This window comes from Francisella sp. AG1 (genome assembly GCF_057683165.1).
This window is the reverse complement of the sequence record NZ_CM173135.1, coordinates 979,200-999,949: the sequence shown is the minus strand read 5'-3', so window position 1 is coordinate 999,949 and position 20,750 is coordinate 979,200. Positions and strand designations below refer to the sequence as shown.

Genomic DNA, 20,750 nt, shown 5'->3' with positions numbered 1-20,750 from the left:
ACTCGATTTTTATTTAAAGCAACATCTAAGATGTAGTTCCAATATAGTTAATGACAAACAATTCTATACTACAGGGCAACATGTGTATTATGAAGAAAATTCTTCTTTTGATTGGGCTAAAGGATTTATTAAATTAGAGTGTCCAGATGGAGAATTACTACAAGGTTTAGGATTAAAAGGTTTACATGATGGTACATCAATACTTTGTGCAAAACCTAATAATATGGTTTTATCAACAACAAATTGTCAAACTAGATATTTTAATCATTCTGATAATATTATAGATAAATTTAATGCTTATGACGATTTTGCACCAGAAATGTATAAATTAATTATAACTCCTCTGATATACGATAAAGAACCATATAAAGCAAGATTTTTTACAATAAGAATTTCTTATAAGTTATAAAAGCTATATTTTATAATATTGAGACTAATTATTGTAATAATGCAAGACTATTTTTTGTAATTTTTAATCGATAATATATGCACTAATAGTTTAGCTTTCTGAACGTATAGTACTGGCAAATATTTATTGGTACTTTTTTATATAAGGTTTTAACAAAAGTTTAAATGTGTTTGATAATTGATAGGAACTTTAAAATGTCAAAAGAAATTTTAAAAATATCCATAATAATTTTTCATCAAGATCAAACTATTTATGTTAGTAATAACTTTATGTATAGTAAGGAGAGCTGGTATGTCAAGAAAATATTGCGTTATTAAAGAAAACCAAGGAATGAGAACTTTATTGTCTATAATAAAATCTAATTATAGCTCTGATAATAAAGATTCTTTACAAGAAGTAAATTTAGAACATGTATTAAATAGGATTTTTAATAAAGATATTAAAAATTTAATAAAAAATGGCTGGAAAGATTTAGAAACTCTAGCAGCAGGTCAAGAAATTAGGTTGTTAGAAAACAATTGTAAAAAAAGCTTCATAAATAGGCTCTACAAAAGATCGCAAGATATGTTTTTTATTGTAAAAATAAATCTACAAAATGATAGAGATGTAATTAATTTTAATTCTACAAATAATTTAAAATTAGAACATAGATATATTGAAATATAATAAAATCTTATAAAAATATTTCTCTACTTCAAATACTTCCAAACAATCATAAAAGCTTTTAAGATCAAACATTTGAAGAGAGTTTTTTGGTTAATTAAACTATCTATACATTCGCATAATATATATTATGTTAAATTATCTATATATAAAATATATAAACTTTACCTTATGGAGATAAGCCCTCCTATTAAGCTACAATAATCATATTTTTATGGTTATATCTCAATTACTCTTATAAGTAATCTAGCTGAAGTTTTTTAATTATTTCTAAACTAGCTGGAAGAAATTTAAAATTATTTAGCTCAAAAACATTTACAAGCTCTAGTTGCTGGTTTTCTTTTGGGTAAGGAACCCCCTTATAAGCCTCAACAATGAAAAATTCTAGGTTAACGCCTATATTATCCTTATTTATGTATTTTTTTGCCATATAAGGCTTTACTGATTGAATTATAATTCCCACTTCCTCATAAGCTTCTCTTTTAACACAATCAATAAAACTCTCATTATTTTCTAATTTTCCTCCAGGAAATTCCCAATAATCTCGATATGATTGGAATTTTTGTCTAAGACTAATGTGGACTTTAGGACCTGGTTGCTCTAAAATTATCGCCACTGCGGCATTTATTTGTGCCATTTTATAAAGAATTTACGTATATATTAGGAAATATAATATGTTCCAAAGCCACAAAAGTGAAATTTTATTAGCAACACCTCTTATTAAAGACGATGCTATATTCACTAAATCTGTAATTTATTTATGCCAAAATGATCGTCATGGAGCTATGGGTTTAATTATAAACAAACCTTTATCTGATACATTAGAAGATGTTTTTGATGAACTAGATATTGAATGTGATGATACTTTTGAGGAGATATTGTCTCATCCACTTTATATGGGAGGACCAATTAGTCCGCATAAAATTTTGATATTACATACCACTAATGGCAGAAACTATAGTTCTACCATTAAACTTGATGCGGGATTAGCGATAACTGCATCCATAGATATTTTAGAAGATTTAGCAAATAACATTCTCCCAGAATATTTTATTCCTATAGTTGGTTATAGTTGCTGGACAGCTGAGCAACTTACCGAAGAAATAAAATCAAATGATTGGATTGTAACTGATAAATTAAGCAAAAAAATATTATTTAATTATGAAAATAAATCTAAATGGCAGCATCATCTTGAACATGCTGGCTATAGTCTACAAAGTTTAGGCGATTTATTTAAAAATATAGGGAATGGTTGAATGTTTCAGTCATTAATTGCTATTGATTACGGTAAGGCTAGAATAGGTATAGCTAGTGGTCAAATGATCACAAAAACAGCAACACCTATTGGAACAGTTGATGCTTATGATGGCGTGCCAAATTGGGTTGATCTCGATAAGATAGTTAAGCGTTGGAACCCTTCTGATATTATTGTTGGCCTACCCCTTGATACACAAGATTTTGAAACAGATATTACAAAGGCTGCTAAAGATTTTGCTAAATTAGTTCAAGAAAGATATCAAAGAACTGTGCACCTTATTAATGAGGCTTATTCAACTCGTGAAGCAAGATGGCGTTTGGAAAGTGTGAAAAATAAAAAAGTCAGCCATATTAAAGTCGATGCTTTAGCTGCATGCGTGATCCTTGAGACTTGGATGGCTGAAAACTAAGCTATTATTTACTAAAAGCTTCACCATGTTCAAGCCTCATTCTAAACTCACCTTGCTTTATTATTTTTTGTCCGCCTAAATAATAGACTTTACAATTATTTATAGCAGTCCCATACACATATGCTTACTAGCATATTTCTATTCCCCTATTTGGTATAATATATACTAGCATATATTATAAAACTACCAATAAGCTCATATTGATTATTTTTTTAAATACTGGTAAAGAGTTTCTCGACTAATTCCAAATTCTTTAGCAACAGCAGTTTTTTTCTCACCGTTAGATATTTTTTCTTTTAATTGTAATATTTGCTCATTAGATAGACTAGGTTTTCTACCTTTATAAACCCCTTTATTCTTAGCTATAGCTATACCTTCTAGCTGTCTTTCTTTAATTAAAGATCTTTCAAATTCGGCAAAAGCTCCCATCATAGAAAGTAATAAGTTTGACATTGCAGAATCATCTCTTGTGAAGATAAGATCTTCCTTAATAAACTTTACTACCACATCATTAGATGTAAGTTTAGCAACCACCCTTCTGAGATCCTCAAGATTTCTAGCTAATCTGTCCATACTATGAATAAAAACAGTATCTCCATCTCTAGCATATTCTAATAAATTAGTTAGTTCAGGGCGCTCAGTATTTTTACCAGACACTTTGTCAATATAAACTTTGTCTAGCTCCAAACCCTCTAATTGTCTTGCATGATTTTGAGTAATAGTACTTACCCTAATATAACCAATATTTTTTCCAGCCATTTTTTTATAAGAAATTGATTTATGTCAACTAAGAGTCTAAGAGGTTTGACACATTTTGTCAACTAATTAAAAAATATATTTATATCTGACACTTTTTTATTATCTATCTGACAGTCATTATAGACTATAGTCTATAATGACTGTCAGATAGGTATGCTGCTTAGCTTTTAAACAACTAAAGATCAATTTATTACAAATCTATAATTCTGTAACCATTAATCAAAACATAAGCTTGACACAAGAGTTAAAACTTGTAATTATTTATCCTCAAATTAAATTAAATTAAGCTAAAAGATGAGGAATTTAAAAAATAAAATTTTAGGTATTTGTTTTGTCACATTAATCGTTCTTAATACACAAGTGGCTTACGCCTGTATTTCAAATGAGTACAACAATGCTTATTCCTTATATAAAAATAGTAATTACAGTGAGTCTGTTAAAGCTTTTACGAACCTTTATAAAAATGGCTGCCCTACTTCTCCATACTTCTTGGGAACATTTTATGCTTATGGTATTGGTGTTAAACAGGATTATGATAAGGCTATTGATTATTTTGATGTTTTCTTAAATAAAACAAACAAAAAGCAACCCCGTCATTACCGAGCAAATAGTTACCTTGCTTTAGCATATGTATATAAATCAACAGGTCAGCTTAAAAAAGCAAATGAGTATCTAATCGAATCTGCTGAGATAGATAATTCTGAAGCCATGTTTCTTTTAGGACGTTCATATATAAATAATAAACAGCCTTATTATATTAATGCTAATCATGAAAAAGCTTTTTTTTGGCTTAACAAGGCAGCCAGTTATGGAAATGTTGAAGCAATGAAATTAATTTATCAGTATAACTTACAAAGCTTTAAAGCTAAAAATTAATTCTATTAAAAACTACTCATATACTAGTTATTGTTCTACCATAGAATAATAAAAACCAACCTAATACCAATTATATAAATAAGAGTTTTTATACAGTCTAGATATTTTTTAGTTTTTCGCATAAAATTACCCAACTATATTTCATAAATAAAATTAAATTGGAATCAATATCTAAATGAGCGAATACAATTTTAGTCAAATAGAGAAGCAAGCTCAACAATACTGGCGTGATAATAATTCTTTCAAAGCTAAAGAAGATAAATCTAAAGAAAAGTTTTATTGTCTTTCTATGATCCCATACCCTAGTGGCACTCTTCATATGGGGCATGTTCGCAACTATACTATTGGTGATGTAATTGCTAGATATCAAAAAATGCAAGGAAAAAATGTCCTCCACCCTATGGGCTGGGATGCCTTTGGACTACCTGCTGAAAATGCTGCTATAAAACATAAAAAATCACCTGCTGAATGGACCAAAACCAATATTGCATATATGAAGTCTCAGCTTAATTCGCTTGGCTTTAGTTTTGACTGGTCTAGAGAAATTGCTACATGTGATGAAAATTATTATAAATGGGAACAGTGGTTTTTTATTCAACTTTATAAAAAAGGCTTAGCATACCGTAAAAATTCTGTAGTTAATTGGGATCCGGTTGATCAAACAGTCTTAGCTAATGAACAAGTAATTGACGGTAGAGGTTGGAGATCAGGAGCATTAGTAGAAAAAAAAGAAATCCCTCAGTGGTTCCTAAAGATCACAGATTATGCAGATGAACTATTAAAAGATATAAACCAACTTGATGGCTGGCCTGAAGCTGTAAAAACCATGCAAGCTAATTGGATTGGTAAGTCTAAAGGGATAACCGTTAAATTTAGAATTAAAGCTATTAATGATGATATTGAAGTTTTTACAACTCGTCCAGATACATTAATGGGAGTAAGTTATATAGGTATTGCTCCTGAGCACCCTCTTGCTTTAGAAGAAGCTAAATCAAACATAGAATTAGCAAATTTTATTGATGAATGTAAGAAAGCATCTACGATGGAGGCTGACCTAGCAACACAAGAGAAAAAAGGTTTCAAAACTTCAATTAAAGCTATCCACCCTATTTCAGGAGAGGATATTGATGTTTGGGTAGCAAACTTTGTACTTATGAACTATGGTTCAGGAGCTGTGATGGCAGTACCAGCCCATGATCAAAGAGATTGGGAATTTGCACAAAAATACAACATCCTATTAAAACAAGTTATTCAATCTGATAGTTCCAAACTGAAGATTTGCTTAGAAAAAGAAGCTTTTAATGAAAAAGGTATACTAATAAATTCTGGAGAATTTAACGGACTTAATTTTAAAAAAGCATACCAAGCTATTAAGAAGTATCTTTTTGAAAATAATAAAGGTTATGAAACTACTAATTATAGAATTCATGATTGGGGAGTGTCACGTCAAAGATTTTGGGGTTGTCCTATACCAATGATTCATTGTGATAGTTGTGGAGTTCTTCCTGAAAAAGAAGAGAATCTACCAGTTAAATTACCTACAGATGTTACATTAACAGAAGCTGGATCACCTCTTAAAGATATGCCAGATTTTTTGGATGTCCAATGCCCTAATTGTGGTAAGCTTGCAAAAAGAGAAACAGATACTTTTGATACATTTTTTGAATCATCATGGTATTATGCAAGGTATGCATGCCCTACTGATACAAATAAAATGCTTAATAATGAGGCTAATTATTGGTTACCAGCAGATAAGTATATAGGTGGAATCGAGCATGCTATCATGCACCTACTCTATGCGAGATTTTTCCATAAACTTATGCGTGATCAAGGGCTTATCACCTCTGATGAACCTTTTAATAATTTACTTACTCAGGGCATGGTTCTAAAAGATGGCTCTAAAATGTCCAAATCAAAAGGTAATACTGTAGATCCTCAAGAACTTATAGATAAATATGGTGCAGATACTGTTAGACTATTTAGTATGTTTGCAGCTCCACCAGAACAGTCTCTTGAATGGTCTGAAACAGGTGTTGACGGCGCTAATAAGTTCCTACGTAAAGTATTTAACTATTCTCAAGCTAACAAAGATATTTTGACAAAAAATAATATTTTAAGCTTGGAAAAGCTCACAAAACAGGATAAAAAAGCTCGCTTTGAAATTCACTCTAATTTAAAACAAGCTAGTTTTGATTTTGATAAAAACCAATTTAATACAGTAGTATCAGCGTGTATGAAAATATTAAATACTTTAAATAATTATGATAATTATGATAATTTATCTAATAATGTTAAGTCAGAGGGTTTTAGTATTTTATTGAGATTATTATCCCCTTTTGCTCCTCATATTTGTCATTACTTATGGCAAGACATGGCTTTAGGTAATGATATACTACATACACAATTCCCACAGATTGATAAAAAAGCTTTAGATAAGGATGAGTTCTTACTTATAGTACAAATAAATGGTAAGCTAAAAGCTAAGCTTGAGTTAGAATCATCTCTATCTAAAAATGAAATTGAGACTACTGTTTTGTCTAATGAACATGTGAAACCTCTGCTTTCTGAAAAAGAGGTAATAAAAATAATTTATGTACCTCAAAAATTGATAAATATAGTAGTTAAATAGATATTATGAAAGTAAAAAAATATATTGTTTTCCTGCTTATACTACTGCTAGCATCTTGTGGTTTTCATGCCAGGGGTGTTTTATCAGAAAGTAATGCAGGGAATTTTAGTAGTCTAGTTGATACTCAATTCTATATTGAGTCTGATGGTTATACCTCTTTAGTCAATGAGCTTAAAAGAAACTTAAAATCATACAAAGCAAAAATAATAACAAAAAAAGCTGACGCTGATAAAGCTGACTATATAATTAACATCCAAAGTGTTGGAAAAAGATCTCAACTAACTAGTATAGTTGGTGGAGCTTCAAATAACACCTATTTATTGATATATACAATTGAATTTAATGTTGTTAAACCTAAGACAGAACAACCTATCATGCCTAATAGTACTATTAATGCACAACAATTCTGGCAGACAAACTCTGGTACGCAATTAGCTCAAAATAACCAAGCTGTGAGAATATATAACTATCTCCAGTCTGGTTTAGTAAATAGAATAGTTGTACAGATTGCTGAACTTCTACCAAGCAAGGAAGAAAAAAAATAACTTCATAAAAGTAAAAATCAATTGAGGATAAAGTTATGGAAACATTAAATACATACTATAAAAACCTAATAAGTCATAATGAATTAGCTGTTGTATTGTGTTTTTTAACTATTATTATAATAGTACTATTATTTTCAATGATTATTAATAAAATTCTTAAGAAATATATCGTTTTCAGTATCAAAAAAATATTTACAAAAAGTAATAAGTTAATAGCAAATTTACTCGCCAAAAATGAAGTTTTTAATAAATTATCACATTTAGGACCAGGGATTTTTATATATATAGCTATAGGTATGGCAGCTTACCCAAACCATGCTTGGACACTCAGTCTTGTTGATATTATAAGATCAGTTGCTCAAATATATATCACAATATATATAATATGGTTTTTGATTGCTCTTGCAGATGCTATTTTTGCCTATTTTCAAACACTAACTTATTTTAAGCATCATTCATTAAAGAGCTATGCTCAAGTGGTTAAAATTATCCTATTAATTTTAGGGTTTATATTGGTAATATCCCAACTCTTAGATAAATCACCAGTTGCTTTTTTAACCGGCCTAGGAGCGATGTCTGCTGTATTGATGTTGATATTTAAAGATACTATTCTAGGCTTTGTTTCAAATATTCAGGTAGCAGCATTAGACTTAGTCAGGGTTGGAGATTGGATTACAGTACCTTCATCAGGTGTCGATGGCACTGTAATGGAAGTTTCAATAAATACTGTTAAAATCCGTAATTTTGATAAGACAATCTCAACAATTCCAACCTACAATTTAATAAATAATAGTGTTCAAAATTGGCGTGGAATGGTTGAAACAGGCGGTCGCAGAATTAAACGTTCAATTAGTATAGATATAGATACTATAAAATTCTGTAATGATAAACTTATAAGAACTCTAAAAATTGATCCATATCTGCAAGAGTTCATAGAAGATAAAGACAATGAAAAACTTACTAATATAACCCTATTTAGAGCTTATATAGAAAATTATCTATTAAATCACCCTAAAATACACACTGGGTTAACTTTCTTAATTAGAGAGCTGCAACCTACCCAAGTTGGTTTACCTGTTGAAATATATGTATTTACAAATGATACGAACTGGGTTAATTATGAAAAAATTCAGGCAGATATATTTGACTATATATTTGCTAGTTTACATACATTTGAGTTAAGAGCTTTCCAAACTATTACTGGTCAAATAAAAGGCTCTATTACAGCTATTGATCAATAAACTTTAGATATCCTAAAATTTGCATATATGATTGTTTTATGAACTACAATAAAGAAAATATCCTATAGCAGATTTCTATTTATTACATAATAAAGCATATTATTTAAGGATATCTTTTCTAATAAAATAAATACAGATAAATTATACTATGATTTTTAATCTGTTAAATTTTCAAAAATTGCTTTATCCTTTAAATTATCAGAATATTATGAAAAAATCTATAAAACTACTAGCACTTAGGTAGAGTCACACCCACTTGACCTTGGTATTTACCGCCTTTATCAGCATAAGATGTTTCACACTCTTCATCAGACTGGAAAAACAACATTTGAGCGACACCTTCATTAGCATATATCTTAGCCGGTAGAGGTGTGGTATTTGAAAATTCTAAAGTTACATAACCTTCCCATTCTGGTTCAAGTGGCGTTACATTTACAATGATTCCACATCTGGCATAAGTTGACTTACCTAGACATACAACTAAAGTATCTCTAGGAATTTTAAACTTCTCTACTGTACGAGCTAATGCAAAAGAGTTTGGAGGAATGATACAAACATCTCCTTTAAAATCAACAAAATTTTTATCATCGAAGTGCTTAGGATCAACTATAGAAGAATTAATATTTGTAAAAATTTTAAATTCATCTGCACAACGCACATCATAGCCATAGCTAGATGTTCCATAAGAAACTATCTTCTCATTATTAGATATTTTCACTTGCCCTGCTTCAAATGGCTCAATCATATTATGATTTTGAGACATCTTTTTAATCCATTTATCAGATTTAATCGCCATGTATAATTTCTCTCTTAATTTTCTAATTTAACACCAATTGAGTCTAAACTACTTGCTTTTGGTAGCCCTTCTATTTGATTTAATAAGTTTTCTGCTACATTTATATAGCTTGTATTTATATTATCATTTTTTCCCAAACTAACATAAGGATGGCCGCTATCAGCATTCTCACGTATATCCTTATGAAGAGGCAATCCACCTAAATATTCAACCTCGTATTTACCACACAAAAAGTGTGCTCCATCCTCCCCAAAGATATGATCAGTATTACCACATTTAGGACAAATATAATAACTCATATTCTCAATCACTCCTAGGGTTGTAATCTTAACTTTATTAAACATTGTGACTGCTCTTTTAGCATCTATTAAAGATAAATCCTGCGGTGTAGTAACAATCACCGCACCAGTTACTGGTATATTTTTAGATATAGTAAGTTGAATGTCACCAGTACCTGGGGGTAAATCTAAAAATAAATAATCAATTTCTCCCCAATCAGTATCATTTAATAGTTGCATCAAAGCACGAGAAACAATTGGTCCTCTCCAAATAACAGCTGAATCAGGATCAATAAGATTACCTATTGAAATCATCTTTATACCATATTTTTCAAGAGGAATAATTTTTTGTTTATTCGTGGTACTAGGGTTTTGTTTTAAATCTAAAAGTGTTGGCTGGCTTGGCCCATATATATCAGCATCTAATATACCAACTTTAGCTCCCATATTTGCGAAGCTTACAGCAAGGTTTGTAGTAACTGTAGATTTACCAACCCCTCCTTTTCCAGAGGCTACTAATATTATGTTTTTAATATTAGGTAACAGTTTTTGACCTTCTTGCACTTGTCTTTTAAGGACTTTTTTTATTTTCATCGTTTATCTTTTAACTTTATAGTAAACTATTGTTCTATTGATTAAGAGCAATTATACTTTATTAAATATGCTTAAAAAAGATGATTTTAAAACGATTATGCTTACTAGTGTTGGTGGCATGGCCTGCGGGATAATTTTTTGTTTAATTAATTTTGGCATATTATTTGCTGAAATCACAAAAGTCTGCTTAGAGTATTTTTTTAAAGATCAGTATGCATGGAGGGCAGCATTTATAATTGGAGGAATTGCTGCTATTCTTAGTTATTTTTTTCGCAAGGAGATACATGAAACACAAACCTTTTTATCTACGCCAAAAACTAAACAGTTACCCTTAGTTATACTTTTTAAAACTCAAAAAAATGGTCTTATTAGAGCTATAGCAGCTATTTCAATCATAGCCATAATAGTTGGCTTTTATTCTTTATTTTTACCAACTTTTTTTAAATTAAATAATATACAAGGAAGTTCAAACCTTGTTCTCTTAAATTTATTTATATTTTCTATCGCATGTATACCAGCTGGAATTTTGGCTGATAAACATAATCCTTTAATAATACTTATAATTGGCGCGATAGGAGTACTTATATTTGGCAGCTTTTTTTATATTTGTATAATTTTACACTCAGAATATTTAATATACGCTATGTGTATTAATAGCTGTTTTATGGGACTAGCGGTTGGAGTCTCTGCAAATTATAGCAGTCTTTTGTTTAGCCCTAATGTCAGAGCGAGTGGTCTAGGAACTATTTATAATATATGCTTTGCTATCTTTAATGGTTTATTTCTGGCTTTAGCAAGTTATGGGATTTCTCTTGGGGTTATGCTAATGCCTTTATATTTAAGTTTACTAGTAATATCTGTATCTTTAATCATACTTTTCATAGCACCAAAAAAATAATTTTATATGATAAACTAATTACTAGTTAAATATTTAAAACCATATATTAACCCATGGAAAATTTTTTACTAAGTCTAATATATATAATTGAAGCAAATATTGTCTTATTTGTTTGTCAGGCCTTTATAATATTTGTTGTACTAAAACTTATAGTTGACAAAAAATCTGCTTCAAATATTCTTGCTTGGCTTTTAGCAATATTGTTTATACCATATGTTGCTATTCCATTTTTCTTTATATTTCAACGCAAAGATAAACGTAAATTCTGGCAAAAAGAGAAAATGAATATTAAGCAACCTTATGTTGAAGAATTTTGTTTAAGTGATAATCAAAACTGTAAATATTTACCTCCTGAAATAGTAAATGTTTTTGCAAATATGGGGCTTTCTACCTTAACCTCTAGAAACATTTTTAAAATGTATACAAATGGCGTTAAGTCATATCAAGCCTTTATCAAAGCGATAAATTCAGCTCAAAAAAAAATATATATACAAACTTATGTATTTAAAAATGACACTACCTCAAAACTAGTTATAAATGCTTTAGAACAAAAAGCAGCCGAAGGGGTTGAAATAAAAATACTTATTGACTCACTTGGTTCATTATATTTATATCGACATAATAAAAAAATATTTAGGAACTTGCGTAAATTAGGTGCTAAAGTAGTATTTTTTATGCCAATAATTTCGAATCCACTACGTAATTATATAAATTATAGAAACCATAGAAAAATATATATATTTGATAATGAAACCGTATTTAGTGGAGGTATGAATATTGGTGATGAATACATGTCTCCGATAGAACATGAAGGTATGTGGGATGATTTATTATTTGAAATACAAGGTGAGTCAATAGCATATTTTCTTAAAGTTTTTTCATCAGATTGGCATTTTGTTACTAGCGAAGAAATAAAATTTAAAATACAAAAATCTATTAAAGAAGAAAGTTTTGTTCAAGTTATACCATCTGGTCCAGATTTACAACAAGACCAACTATATGCTGGTTTAATGACCGCCATTAATTCTGCTAAAGAAAAAATATGGATAATATCACCTTATCTGATACCATCAGCTGAACTTTACCAAACTATTGTACTTGCGAAAAGACGTGGTATTGAGGTTAAAATAATCACCCCAAAAAACTCGAATCATAAAATAGTAGACAGAGCTAGAGCTAGCTATATTAGGGATTTTATGTCCTGTGGTATAAAAGTTTACTTTACAGAAAATATGATGCATGCAAAAGCTGTCTTAGTTGATGATAATATTGCTATGCTTGGATCGGTCAATTTAGATAATCGTAGCTTATTTTTAAACTATGAAATAGCAACTTTCTTTTATAGTGCTCATGATGTAAAGCAGATATATGTATGGGCTAATAAGTTAATAGAAGATTCAACTCTAGATACAGATCATATGAGCAATAAACGCAGCAGCCTTATTGCTGAGAGTATTTTAAAAATCCTTACACCTTTGATGTAGCATTCTAAAATGTTAGAAATAAAATTTTAACAAAAGAAGAAGTAAATTTAAAACCTGATCCCTTATATATAAAAATATATAAAAATATATAAAATTAATTTTATATATTAGACTCTTTGCTCTATACCAAACTTTAATTTAAGATTTTCCAATATTTTTTCCACATTTTCGATAATCACTTTATCATCTAAAGTTTGAGCACTATCTTGGAAAAGCATACTCAGTGCTATACTCTTCCTATCATTATCTTGAGATTCATAAATATCAAATATATTAACATCTTTTAAAAGATTGATGTTTAAATTATGTATTTCTGTGAGAATATCTCCAGCCAATACTGATTTATCAACTAAGAAAGATATATCTCTCAAAACGGATGGATATTTAGATACTTTACTAAAGCTTGGAATTTGCTTATTTATCAAAATACTTAAATCTAACTCAAATACTACTGGTGCTTTAGCTTTAATCTGAAAGGCTTTTAATACATTTGGATGAATAACTCCTACTATACCAACCCTCTTACTATCAGCTAAAATATAGGCTGATTGACCAGGATGAAGCCAGTCAACATCATCACATACTTCAAAACTTAAATTATGAACATCGCTACAAAACGCCTCAACATCTGCTTTAACATCAAAAAAATCAATTTTTTTATTATTAGACCAATTAGTATTTAAAAGCTCACCATAGGCTAAACCTGCAATTCTATCAAATTGTAATCTTTGGTTATTCTCAAATTTAAAACAAGCACCTTTTTCAAATAACCTTACACGATTTTGTTGACGAGCAGTATTTGCTTTAAAGCTATTTATTAGTCCTGGCACTAAAGACTGTCTCATAACTGACAAATCCCGTGAAATAGGGTTTTTGATTATTATTCCTTTTTCTTTAAAGAAAAAATCATCAAATTTAGGATCAATAAAACTATAATTAATAGCTTCATGATAGCCTCTATCAACAAGTTTAGCATTCAGAATTTCTTGTGACTGCTCAGTTTCTGAAATATTTATTTTAGTTGCTTGATATTTTGGCATGGTTTCTGGTAGGTTTGAGTAACCATACACCCGCGCAACTTCTTCAATCAAGTCTTCTGGAATTTCCATATCAAAACGATATGATGGTGGAACCACCTCAAGCTGGCAGCTATCTGTTTTTATAACTTGCATATGTAAGTTTTGAAGAACTTCCACCACATAATCAATATCAAGCTGTGTGCCTAATACTCTATTTAGTTTTTTTACACACAAATTTATAGATGTATGCTTTTGAATAAAATCAGATTCATCTTTACCAGAGATAACGCCAACCTCACCACCTGCTATTGAAATTATTAAATTAATAGCTAATTGCATAGCTTCTTGAGGTAACTTAGGATCAACACCTCTTTCAAACCTATGTGAGGAATCGGTGTGTAAATTATACTTTCGTGCCTTACCAGCTATTTTTTCTGGAATAAAGTGAGCACTCTCTAAAAATATATCTGTAGTATCTGCTGTTATTGATGAATCAAGCCCACCCATCACACCAGCTATTGCCAAGGCTTTTTTATCATCTGCAATTACTAAAGTATCAGATTCTAACTTAATTTTTGTTTCATCCAAAAGAGTTAGTTGTTCTTGATCATTTGCATAGCGAACATTAATACTGCCTTCTAGTTTTTCAAGATCAAAAGCATGCATTGGTTGGCCTGTTAGCAACATTATATAATTTGTAACATCAACAAGAAGCGATATTGATCCAATATCACTTCTTCTAAGCTTCTCAACCATCCACAAAGGAGTTTTAGCATTACTATTTACATTCTTAATAATGCAACCAAAATATGCTTTGCATGCATCTTTAGCTGTTATATTTATTTCTTTAGTATCTTCTAAAGCAACCTCTATAGAGTTAATTTCCAAAGCTCTTAATTTAGCTTTTGTCAATGCTGATACTTCACGAGCAATTCCATAAACACTTAGACAATCTGCTCTATTCGGTGTTAAATCAACTTCTATAATATTATCATCAAGATTTAAATATTCATTAACATCTTTACCAACTGGAGCGTCTCCTGGTAGATCCATCAGACCCTCGGCTTTCTCTGCTAAACCAAGTTCTTCTTCCGAACACATCATTCCAAAAGATTCTTGACCTCTTAATTTAGATTTTTTAATTTTAAAATTACCAGGCAAAATTGCGCCAATCTTTGCTACAGGAGCTTTCATTCCTTCATAGATATTCTTAGCTCCACAGACTATTGTTAATAATTCATCTTCCGCCACATCTACACTACAAATATTAAGCTTATCCGCATCTGGATGTTTATTTATAGACTTTATTTGCCCAACAACTACATTAGTTACTTTTTCTGCAACTACTGGTTCGATAGCATCCACCTCTAAACCAGCTAAAGTTAGAGTAGTTGCTAAATCTTGGCTATTTTGTATATCTTCTAGATATTCATTTAACCAATTATGTGAAAATTTCATTTATAAACCTCAAATAATAATTAGAACTGTTTTAAAAATCTTAGATCATTCTCAAAGAATATTCTCAAGTCATCTATTCCATACCTAAGCATTGCTAATCTCTCAACACCCATGCCAAATGCAAAACCTTGATATTTATCTGGATCAACATTTCCCGCTTTTAAAACTTTAGGATGAACCATACCACAACCTAATACCTCTAACCAACCCGTATGCTTACATACTCGACAACCCTCACCATTACAGATTACACACTCCATGTCAGCCTCTGCAGATGGTTCTGTAAATGGGAAATATGATGGTCTAAATCTTACTCTAAGATCTTTTTCAAAGAACGAATTTAAAAATGCATGCAGTAATCCTTTTAAGTCTGCAAATGATACATCTTTTTCTACAAACAACCCTTCTACTTGGTGAAACATAGGTGTATGAGTAATATCAGAATCACAACGATATACTCTACCTGGAGCAATTATCCTAATAGGAGGCTCTTGCTTTTCCATAGTTCTAATTTGCACACCAGAAGTATGGGTTCTTAAAACATGTGCTTCATCAATATAAAAAGTATCATGCATGGCACGAGCTGGATGATGGGAAGGGATATTTAATGTTTCAAAATTATAATAATCACTCTCAATTTCAGGTCCAACTTCAATTGAAAAACCATTCTGCTTAAAGAATGCTTCTATACGATTTAAAGTTTTCGTCACAGGATGAAGAGACCCTTGGTTTTGTCCCACCCCTTTTAAAGTTATATCTATCTTTTCATTTGACAATTTTTCATTTAATTCAGATTGCTCAAATTTAGCTAGCTTTTCATTTATTGCATTTTGTAATGCTTGCTTAGCTATATTTACAGTTTGACCAAGTTTAGGTTTTTCTTCATTAGGTAGCGTAGCTATTAGCTTCATCATACCTGTTAATTCACCTTTTTTACCAAGGTATTTGATACGAATATCATCTAGAGATTTTTTATCTTTGACAAGATCAAGTTCAGCTAGAGCCTGATCTTTCATTTGATCGACTATTTGCATTTTTATTCCTATTTTAAAAGTTAGGAATATTATAACAAAAATATACTTTATTAAAATAATGAGAGTAACAAACTTTCAGCTTTATGAATTTTATTTAAAAATATGACAAATAAAAAATAAAATATTAAGTAGGTATGAAATCTGGTGTTACACATATTAAACTTAATAATAATAATGGTAAACTAAATAACAAGAATAAAACATATAACTAAGGGGCTAAATACATAATGCTTAATCTTAAAAAGATCAAAAATTGTAATTTACCCAAATATAATAATTCCCAATTAAACGCAGGTATTTTACATATTGGGATAGGTGCTTTTCATAGAGCCCACCAAGTTTTTTATATTGATAAATTATTAAACTTAGGAAATAATGATGCCTTAAATTGGGGGTATATTAGTACTACTGTAAGAAGTAATCATAAACTTATAAAAAACTTAAAAGCTAATAATTGCCTATACACTTTGTCTATGCATGATCAATCTGGTGTCACAAATACAATAATAGCTGCTATTAAAAATGTATATTTTGCTGGAAATGGACAATCACAACAACTTATTAATAATATTGCTAAGCCTAATATTAAAATAATTACATATACTATTACTGAAAAAGGCTACTATATTAATTTTTCAACCCAAAAATTAAACCTTAAAAATATAGATATACTCCATGACATTGAAAATATTGACTCACCTAAAACTGCTATAGGTATAACTGTTATGGGTCTTTACAAACGTTTTCAAGAAAAAGCTGGCCCTATTACTTTACTTAGTTGCGATAATACACCAAATAATGGTCAAATGCTAAAACAAGCAGTTATTGAGTTTTCCCAAAAAATAGATATGAACCTAGCTAATTGGATAGATATAAATTGTACTTTCCCTAATTCTATGGTTGATAGAATAGTTCCTGCAGTTACACAACAAACTCTATATAATATTGAGAATATGGTTGGCCAAATGGATATTTCAGCTGTAGCAACTGAAGAATTTTCTCAATGGGTGATTGAAGATAATTTTGCAAATGGACGTCCTGCTCTAGAAAAAGTTGGTGTTGAATTTGTCAAAAACATCGAACCTTTTGAAAACTTAAAACTAACTATGCTAAATGGTAGTCATAGTTTAATTGCATATTTAGGTGCTTATGCTGGATTTAAAACTGTTGATGAAGTTATAGCAAACCCTTATTTTCATAGTTTTATTAAGAAATATATGTTAGAAATAGCTGCTCCGCTAATTGAAGGCTTACCTCAGAGAATTTCTACGAATGAGTATGCTAATAAACTATTGCTTAGATTTGCTAATCCTAACCTTAAACATAGAACCGAGCAAATAGCTATGGATGGCTCAAAAAAAATACCTCAAAGATGGCTTAAATCATTAATGAAGCTATCTCAAAATAATAAAAACTATGATATTTTAGCTATTGGTTTAGCTGGTTGGATACTTTTTAATTCAGGTATTAATGAGTTAGGCAAAAGCATTGATGTATCAGACCCTATAAAAGATAAATATATATCTATATATCATATTAATAGTACTATTAATATGATAGTTTATGAGTTTTTAAATATTAAAGAGATATTTACGGCAGAAATATCCAACAATAAAAAACTAATTGAAAAAGTCTCATTTTATGTAGAAAAAATAAAAATAGAGGGTGTACAAAATACTATTAAAAATGTTTAAAACAAAAGGTATATAAAATGATTGAATCTTGGCGATGGTTTGGCCCTAATGACCCTGTATCTATAGAAGATATTATGCAAACTGGAGTTACCGATATCGTAACCGCTCTTCACGATATTCCTAATGGAGAAATATGGCCTATACAAGACATTAAAAAAAGGCAGTATGAGGTAGAAAATTCTAATAAACAAAAAAGAACAAACCTCTCATGGTCGGTAGTAGAAAGTATTCCTATACATGAAGATATAAAGAAAGGTAAGCCCAGTCGTGACAAATATATAGATAAATATTGTCAAAGTATAAAAAATCTAGCTAAATGTGGCATTAAATTAATAATATATAATTTCATGCCTGTACTAGACTGGACACGTACTGATTTAGGGCAACAAACATCCACAGGTACCAAAACATTAGCTTTTGATGAAATTGTATTTGCAGCTTTTGATATTTATATTTTAAAACGTAAAAATGCTGAAAAAACTTATAAACCTGAAATAATTACTCAAGCATTAGAATATTATAAAAACATGTCTAGTGATGAAATTGATAAACTAACAGCTAATATCATTGCTGGCTTACCCGGTGCAGAAGAGAGTTTTTCATTAGAGCAATTTCAAGCAGCTCTTGATCAATATCAAAATATTGATAAACAAAAATTACGCCAAAATTTAATTTATTTCTTAAAAAAAGTTATCCCCATAGCTGAAGAAGTAGGTGCTAAGCTAGCTATACACCCTGATGACCCTCCTTTTGAGCTATTTGGACTACCTAGAATTATTAGCACTATAGAAGACTATGATTGGCTTTTCAAAAGCATACCATCTATGACTAACGGTATAACATTTTGTGCTGGTTCACTAGGTTCAAGGTGGGATAATGATCTACCTCTAATGGCAAAAAAGATTGGTAAAAGAATATATTTCGCTCATTTAAGAAATGTGGTTCTTAACCCTAATAATCGTAGCTTCCATGAAGCTGAGCATTTATATGGTAATACAGATATGTATAGTTTAGTAAAAGAGATTTTACGAATTGAAAAAAATTCTCAGCCTATATATATGCGCCCAGACCATGGCCAACAAATGCTTACAGATTTGGATAAAAAAACGAACCCAGGATACTCATGCATAGGCCGTATGAAGGGACTTGCTGAGATCAGAGGTGTTGCATATGCTCTTAAAAGAGAATTACAAAATGAAGAAAAATAAACTTCTAGCTATTGGTGAATGTATGCTTGAAATTAGCGGAGAAATTACACTAGGTTCTCAAGCTAATTTAAACTATGGTGGAGATGTTTTAAATACTGCTTTATATTATGCAAGACTAGGTGGTAAGGTTTCTTTTCTCACAGCCCTAGGAGATGATAATTTTTCTGATCAAATGATAGCTAGCTGGAATTATGAAAATATAGATACATCGACTGTGTTAAAGTTAAAACATAAAGTTCCTGGACTATATGCTGTTCAAACAGATAAACAAGGTGAGAGAAGCTTTTATTATTGGCGAGAACAAGCTCCTATCAAAGATATTTTTTATCACCTACATCCAGAAGAATTAGAAAAATATACTCAAGAATATAAATATCTTTACTTCTCAGGAATATCTATTTCAAGATGGGATAATACACAGTTTAAAAGCTTTATAGAATGGTTAAAAAAATTCAAAAAATATAATCAAAAAAATGAAATTATTTTTGACTTAAATTATCGTCCAAAATGCTGGAAATCTAAAAAACAAGCTAAACTATATATCGAAAAAATTCTAGCTTATGTGACCATAGTATTAACTACTTTTGATGATGAAAAGCTCTTATTTAATGATACTAACTATCAACAAACATTAGATAGATATAATAAATTTGATATTCCTATAGTTATTATAAAACACGGTTCTAACCCTACCATACTACAATATCAAAACAATCTTAAAATGATAGCAGTTGAAAACCTAGTCAACCCTGTTGATACAACTGCAGCTGGAGATAGTTTTAATGCAGCTTTTTTGGCCTCTTTCACCAATAGTTCTAATTTAGTTAAAAATATTAAATTTGCACAAAATTTTGCTGCAGAAATTATTCAACATAATGGCGCTATAATAGACAATATTTATACTAAAAAATATAAAACTATTTTAAAGGAGTTATAAAGTGCAATTAAAAAGAATTTTAAATGAACATCCTATTATCCCTGTTGTTACTGCGAAAGATATTCATGAAGCTAATAGAATATTGTATAAACTTAGAAATAAAAATATAAATATTGTTGAATTTACACTAAGGAGTCCAGATGCTCTTAATATTATTAAGGAAATTATCGAAACAAATAATGATTTTATAATAGGAATAGGAACTATTACAAATCTTGAGCTGTTAAGAAAAGCAATGCTATTAGGTGCTGATTTTTTAGTATCACCAGGAAGTACTATAGAGATGCTAAGATTTGCAAGAGATCATAATTTACCTTATTTACCTGGAGCTGTTACGCCTTTTGAAATAATGACAATACTACAATATAGGTTTCATATAATTAAATTTTTTCCAGCAGAAGTATCTGGTGGTATTAAGTTGCTAAAGCACTATAAGGCTGTTTTTCCTAATGTCCAGTTTTGTGCTACTGGAGGTATTAACTCCACAAATAAAAATGAGTATCTAGCTCAAGAAAATGTAATATCTATAGGAAGTTCATCGTTACTATAAGTAGGAGATAA

20 protein-coding genes are annotated in these 20,750 nt (G+C 30.0%); 14 read left to right on the top strand and 6 right to left on the bottom strand.

Going from position 1 to position 20,750, the window contains the following annotated elements:
* Nucleotides 1-82: 82 nt before the first annotated feature.
* On the top strand, nt 83-409 hold the full coding sequence (locus ACR0PV_RS05140; protein WP_488173886.1) for a hypothetical protein: 327 nt from the start codon (nt 83-85) through the stop codon (nt 407-409).
* A gap of 291 nt (nt 410-700) precedes the next feature.
* Complete coding sequence (locus ACR0PV_RS05135) at nt 701-1,075, top strand: normocyte binding protein 2b (RefSeq protein WP_488173885.1); 375 nt, start codon at nt 701-703, stop codon at nt 1,073-1,075.
* Nucleotides 1,076-1,307: 232 nt separating this feature from the next.
* Here ACR0PV_RS05135 and ACR0PV_RS05130 read toward each other — a convergent pair whose 3' ends face one another.
* Nucleotides 1,308-1,709, bottom strand: coding sequence for an NUDIX domain-containing protein (locus ACR0PV_RS05130; RefSeq protein ID WP_488173884.1), 402 nt, complete (start codon nt 1,707-1,709; stop codon nt 1,308-1,310).
* A gap of 37 nt (nt 1,710-1,746) precedes the next feature.
* Here ACR0PV_RS05130 and ACR0PV_RS05125 point away from each other — a divergent pair, with 37 nt between their 5' ends.
* Both ACR0PV_RS05125 and ruvX read left to right on the top strand, forming a co-directional pair.
* Complete coding sequence (locus tag ACR0PV_RS05125) at nt 1,747-2,328, top strand: YqgE/AlgH family protein (RefSeq protein WP_488173883.1); 582 nt, start codon at nt 1,747-1,749, stop codon at nt 2,326-2,328.
* Nucleotides 2,329-2,739 carry a Holliday junction resolvase RuvX gene (gene ruvX / locus ACR0PV_RS05120; protein WP_488173882.1) on the top strand — a complete coding sequence of 137 codons (411 nt, stop codon included), beginning with the start codon at nt 2,329-2,331 and terminating at the stop codon, nt 2,737-2,739. It begins immediately after the preceding gene.
* 204 nt (nt 2,740-2,943) lie between these two features.
* Here the strand turns inward: ruvX and ACR0PV_RS05115 are convergent, their stop codons facing one another.
* The gene (locus ACR0PV_RS05115) at nt 2,944-3,498 is read right to left on the bottom strand and encodes a recombinase family protein (RefSeq protein WP_488173881.1); all 555 of its coding nucleotides are present in this window, start codon (nt 3,496-3,498) and stop codon (nt 2,944-2,946) included.
* A gap of 294 nt (nt 3,499-3,792) precedes the next feature.
* On the opposite strand from ACR0PV_RS05115, the gene ACR0PV_RS05110 reads away from it, so the two are divergent.
* From ACR0PV_RS05110 to ACR0PV_RS05095, 4 genes are all read left to right on the top strand, one after another.
* Nucleotides 3,793-4,374 carry a tetratricopeptide repeat protein gene (locus ACR0PV_RS05110; protein WP_488173880.1) on the top strand — a complete coding sequence of 194 codons (582 nt, stop codon included), beginning with the start codon at nt 3,793-3,795 and terminating at the stop codon, nt 4,372-4,374.
* Nucleotides 4,375-4,549: 175 nt separating this feature from the next.
* Nucleotides 4,550-7,003, top strand: a complete 2,454-nt coding sequence (gene leuS, locus ACR0PV_RS05105; protein WP_488173879.1) for a leucine--tRNA ligase — start codon at nt 4,550-4,552, stop codon at nt 7,001-7,003.
* Between the two features lie 2 nt (nt 7,004-7,005).
* Nucleotides 7,006-7,548, top strand: a complete 543-nt coding sequence (locus ACR0PV_RS05100) for an LPS-assembly lipoprotein LptE (protein WP_488173958.1) — start codon at nt 7,006-7,008, stop codon at nt 7,546-7,548.
* 35 nt (nt 7,549-7,583) lie between these two features.
* Nucleotides 7,584-8,789, top strand: a complete 1,206-nt coding sequence (locus ACR0PV_RS05095; protein ID WP_488173878.1) for a mechanosensitive ion channel family protein — start codon at nt 7,584-7,586, stop codon at nt 8,787-8,789.
* A 229-nt stretch (nt 8,790-9,018) separates the two neighbouring features.
* On the opposite strand, the gene dcd is transcribed toward ACR0PV_RS05095, so the two are convergent.
* Nucleotides 9,019-9,585, bottom strand: a complete 567-nt coding sequence (dcd, locus tag ACR0PV_RS05090) for a dCTP deaminase (RefSeq protein WP_488173877.1) — start codon at nt 9,583-9,585, stop codon at nt 9,019-9,021.
* 14 nt (nt 9,586-9,599) lie between these two features.
* Entirely contained in the window at nt 9,600-10,457 is an 858-nt protein-coding gene (locus tag ACR0PV_RS05085) for an Mrp/NBP35 family ATP-binding protein (RefSeq protein WP_488173876.1), read from the bottom strand.
* A gap of 67 nt (nt 10,458-10,524) precedes the next feature.
* On the opposite strand from ACR0PV_RS05085, the gene ACR0PV_RS05080 reads away from it, so the two are divergent.
* Complete coding sequence (locus ACR0PV_RS05080) at nt 10,525-11,355, top strand: MFS transporter (protein ID WP_488173875.1); 831 nt, start codon at nt 10,525-10,527, stop codon at nt 11,353-11,355.
* 53 nt (nt 11,356-11,408) lie between these two features.
* Nucleotides 11,409-12,839 carry a cardiolipin synthase gene (gene cls / locus ACR0PV_RS05075; protein ID WP_488173874.1) on the top strand — a complete coding sequence of 477 codons (1,431 nt, stop codon included), beginning with the start codon at nt 11,409-11,411 and terminating at the stop codon, nt 12,837-12,839.
* A 107-nt stretch (nt 12,840-12,946) separates the two neighbouring features.
* Here the strand turns inward: cls and pheT are convergent, their stop codons facing one another.
* Entirely contained in the window at nt 12,947-15,316 is a 2,370-nt protein-coding gene (pheT, locus tag ACR0PV_RS05070) for a phenylalanine--tRNA ligase subunit beta (protein ID WP_488173873.1), read from the bottom strand.
* A gap of 20 nt (nt 15,317-15,336) precedes the next feature.
* Nucleotides 15,337-16,350 carry a phenylalanine--tRNA ligase subunit alpha gene (gene pheS / locus ACR0PV_RS05065; protein ID WP_488173872.1) on the bottom strand — a complete coding sequence of 338 codons (1,014 nt, stop codon included), beginning with the start codon at nt 16,348-16,350 and terminating at the stop codon, nt 15,337-15,339.
* 227 nt (nt 16,351-16,577) lie between these two features.
* Here pheS and ACR0PV_RS05060 point away from each other — a divergent pair, with 227 nt between their 5' ends.
* The 4 genes from ACR0PV_RS05060 to eda are packed head-to-tail and all read left to right on the top strand — an operon-like array spanning nt 16,578 to nt 20,739.
* Nucleotides 16,578-18,044, top strand: coding sequence for a mannitol dehydrogenase family protein (locus ACR0PV_RS05060; protein ID WP_488173871.1), 1,467 nt, complete (start codon nt 16,578-16,580; stop codon nt 18,042-18,044).
* A 17-nt stretch (nt 18,045-18,061) separates the two neighbouring features.
* The gene (gene uxuA, locus ACR0PV_RS05055; RefSeq protein WP_488173870.1) at nt 18,062-19,252 is read left to right on the top strand and encodes a mannonate dehydratase; all 1,191 of its coding nucleotides are present in this window, start codon (nt 18,062-18,064) and stop codon (nt 19,250-19,252) included.
* On the top strand, nt 19,239-20,189 hold the full coding sequence (locus tag ACR0PV_RS05050) for a sugar kinase (protein ID WP_488173869.1): 951 nt from the start codon (nt 19,239-19,241) through the stop codon (nt 20,187-20,189). The genes uxuA and ACR0PV_RS05050 overlap by 14 nt, the downstream gene beginning before the upstream one ends.
* Nucleotide 20,190: 1 nt before the next feature.
* Nucleotides 20,191-20,739 (top strand): bifunctional 4-hydroxy-2-oxoglutarate aldolase/2-dehydro-3-deoxy-phosphogluconate aldolase, encoded by a 549-nt coding sequence (gene eda / locus ACR0PV_RS05045; RefSeq protein WP_488173868.1) that lies wholly within the window; start codon nt 20,191-20,193, stop codon nt 20,737-20,739.
* Nucleotides 20,740-20,750 lie beyond the last annotated feature (11 nt).

What these genes read in the sequence shown, in the direction of transcription:
- ACR0PV_RS05135 (WP_488173885.1), top strand. Translation starts at nt 701, where the DNA reads ATGTCAAGAAAATATTGCGTTATTAAAGAAAACCAAGGAATGAGAACT.
- ACR0PV_RS05130 (WP_488173884.1), bottom strand. Translation starts at nt 1,709, where the DNA reads ATGGCACAAATAAATGCCGCAGTGGCGATAATTTTAGAGCAACCAGGT.
- ACR0PV_RS05125 (WP_488173883.1), top strand. Translation starts at nt 1,747, where the DNA reads ATGTTCCAAAGCCACAAAAGTGAAATTTTATTAGCAACACCTCTTATT.
- ruvX (WP_488173882.1), top strand. Translation starts at nt 2,329, where the DNA reads ATGTTTCAGTCATTAATTGCTATTGATTACGGTAAGGCTAGAATAGGT.
- ACR0PV_RS05115 (WP_488173881.1), bottom strand. Translation starts at nt 3,498, where the DNA reads ATGGCTGGAAAAAATATTGGTTATATTAGGGTAAGTACTATTACTCAA.
- ACR0PV_RS05110 (WP_488173880.1), top strand. Translation starts at nt 3,793, where the DNA reads ATGAGGAATTTAAAAAATAAAATTTTAGGTATTTGTTTTGTCACATTA.
- leuS (WP_488173879.1), top strand. Translation starts at nt 4,550, where the DNA reads ATGAGCGAATACAATTTTAGTCAAATAGAGAAGCAAGCTCAACAATAC.
- ACR0PV_RS05095 (WP_488173878.1), top strand. Translation starts at nt 7,584, where the DNA reads ATGGAAACATTAAATACATACTATAAAAACCTAATAAGTCATAATGAA.
- dcd (WP_488173877.1), bottom strand. Translation starts at nt 9,585, where the DNA reads ATGGCGATTAAATCTGATAAATGGATTAAAAAGATGTCTCAAAATCAT.
- ACR0PV_RS05085 (WP_488173876.1), bottom strand. Translation starts at nt 10,457, where the DNA reads ATGAAAATAAAAAAAGTCCTTAAAAGACAAGTGCAAGAAGGTCAAAAA.
- ACR0PV_RS05080 (WP_488173875.1), top strand. Translation starts at nt 10,525, where the DNA reads ATGCTTAAAAAAGATGATTTTAAAACGATTATGCTTACTAGTGTTGGT.
- cls (WP_488173874.1), top strand. Translation starts at nt 11,409, where the DNA reads ATGGAAAATTTTTTACTAAGTCTAATATATATAATTGAAGCAAATATT.
- pheT (WP_488173873.1), bottom strand. Translation starts at nt 15,316, where the DNA reads ATGAAATTTTCACATAATTGGTTAAATGAATATCTAGAAGATATACAA.
- pheS (WP_488173872.1), bottom strand. Translation starts at nt 16,350, where the DNA reads ATGCAAATAGTCGATCAAATGAAAGATCAGGCTCTAGCTGAACTTGAT.
- ACR0PV_RS05060 (WP_488173871.1), top strand. Translation starts at nt 16,578, where the DNA reads ATGCTTAATCTTAAAAAGATCAAAAATTGTAATTTACCCAAATATAAT.
- uxuA (WP_488173870.1), top strand. Translation starts at nt 18,062, where the DNA reads ATGATTGAATCTTGGCGATGGTTTGGCCCTAATGACCCTGTATCTATA.
- ACR0PV_RS05050 (WP_488173869.1), top strand. Translation starts at nt 19,239, where the DNA reads ATGAAGAAAAATAAACTTCTAGCTATTGGTGAATGTATGCTTGAAATT.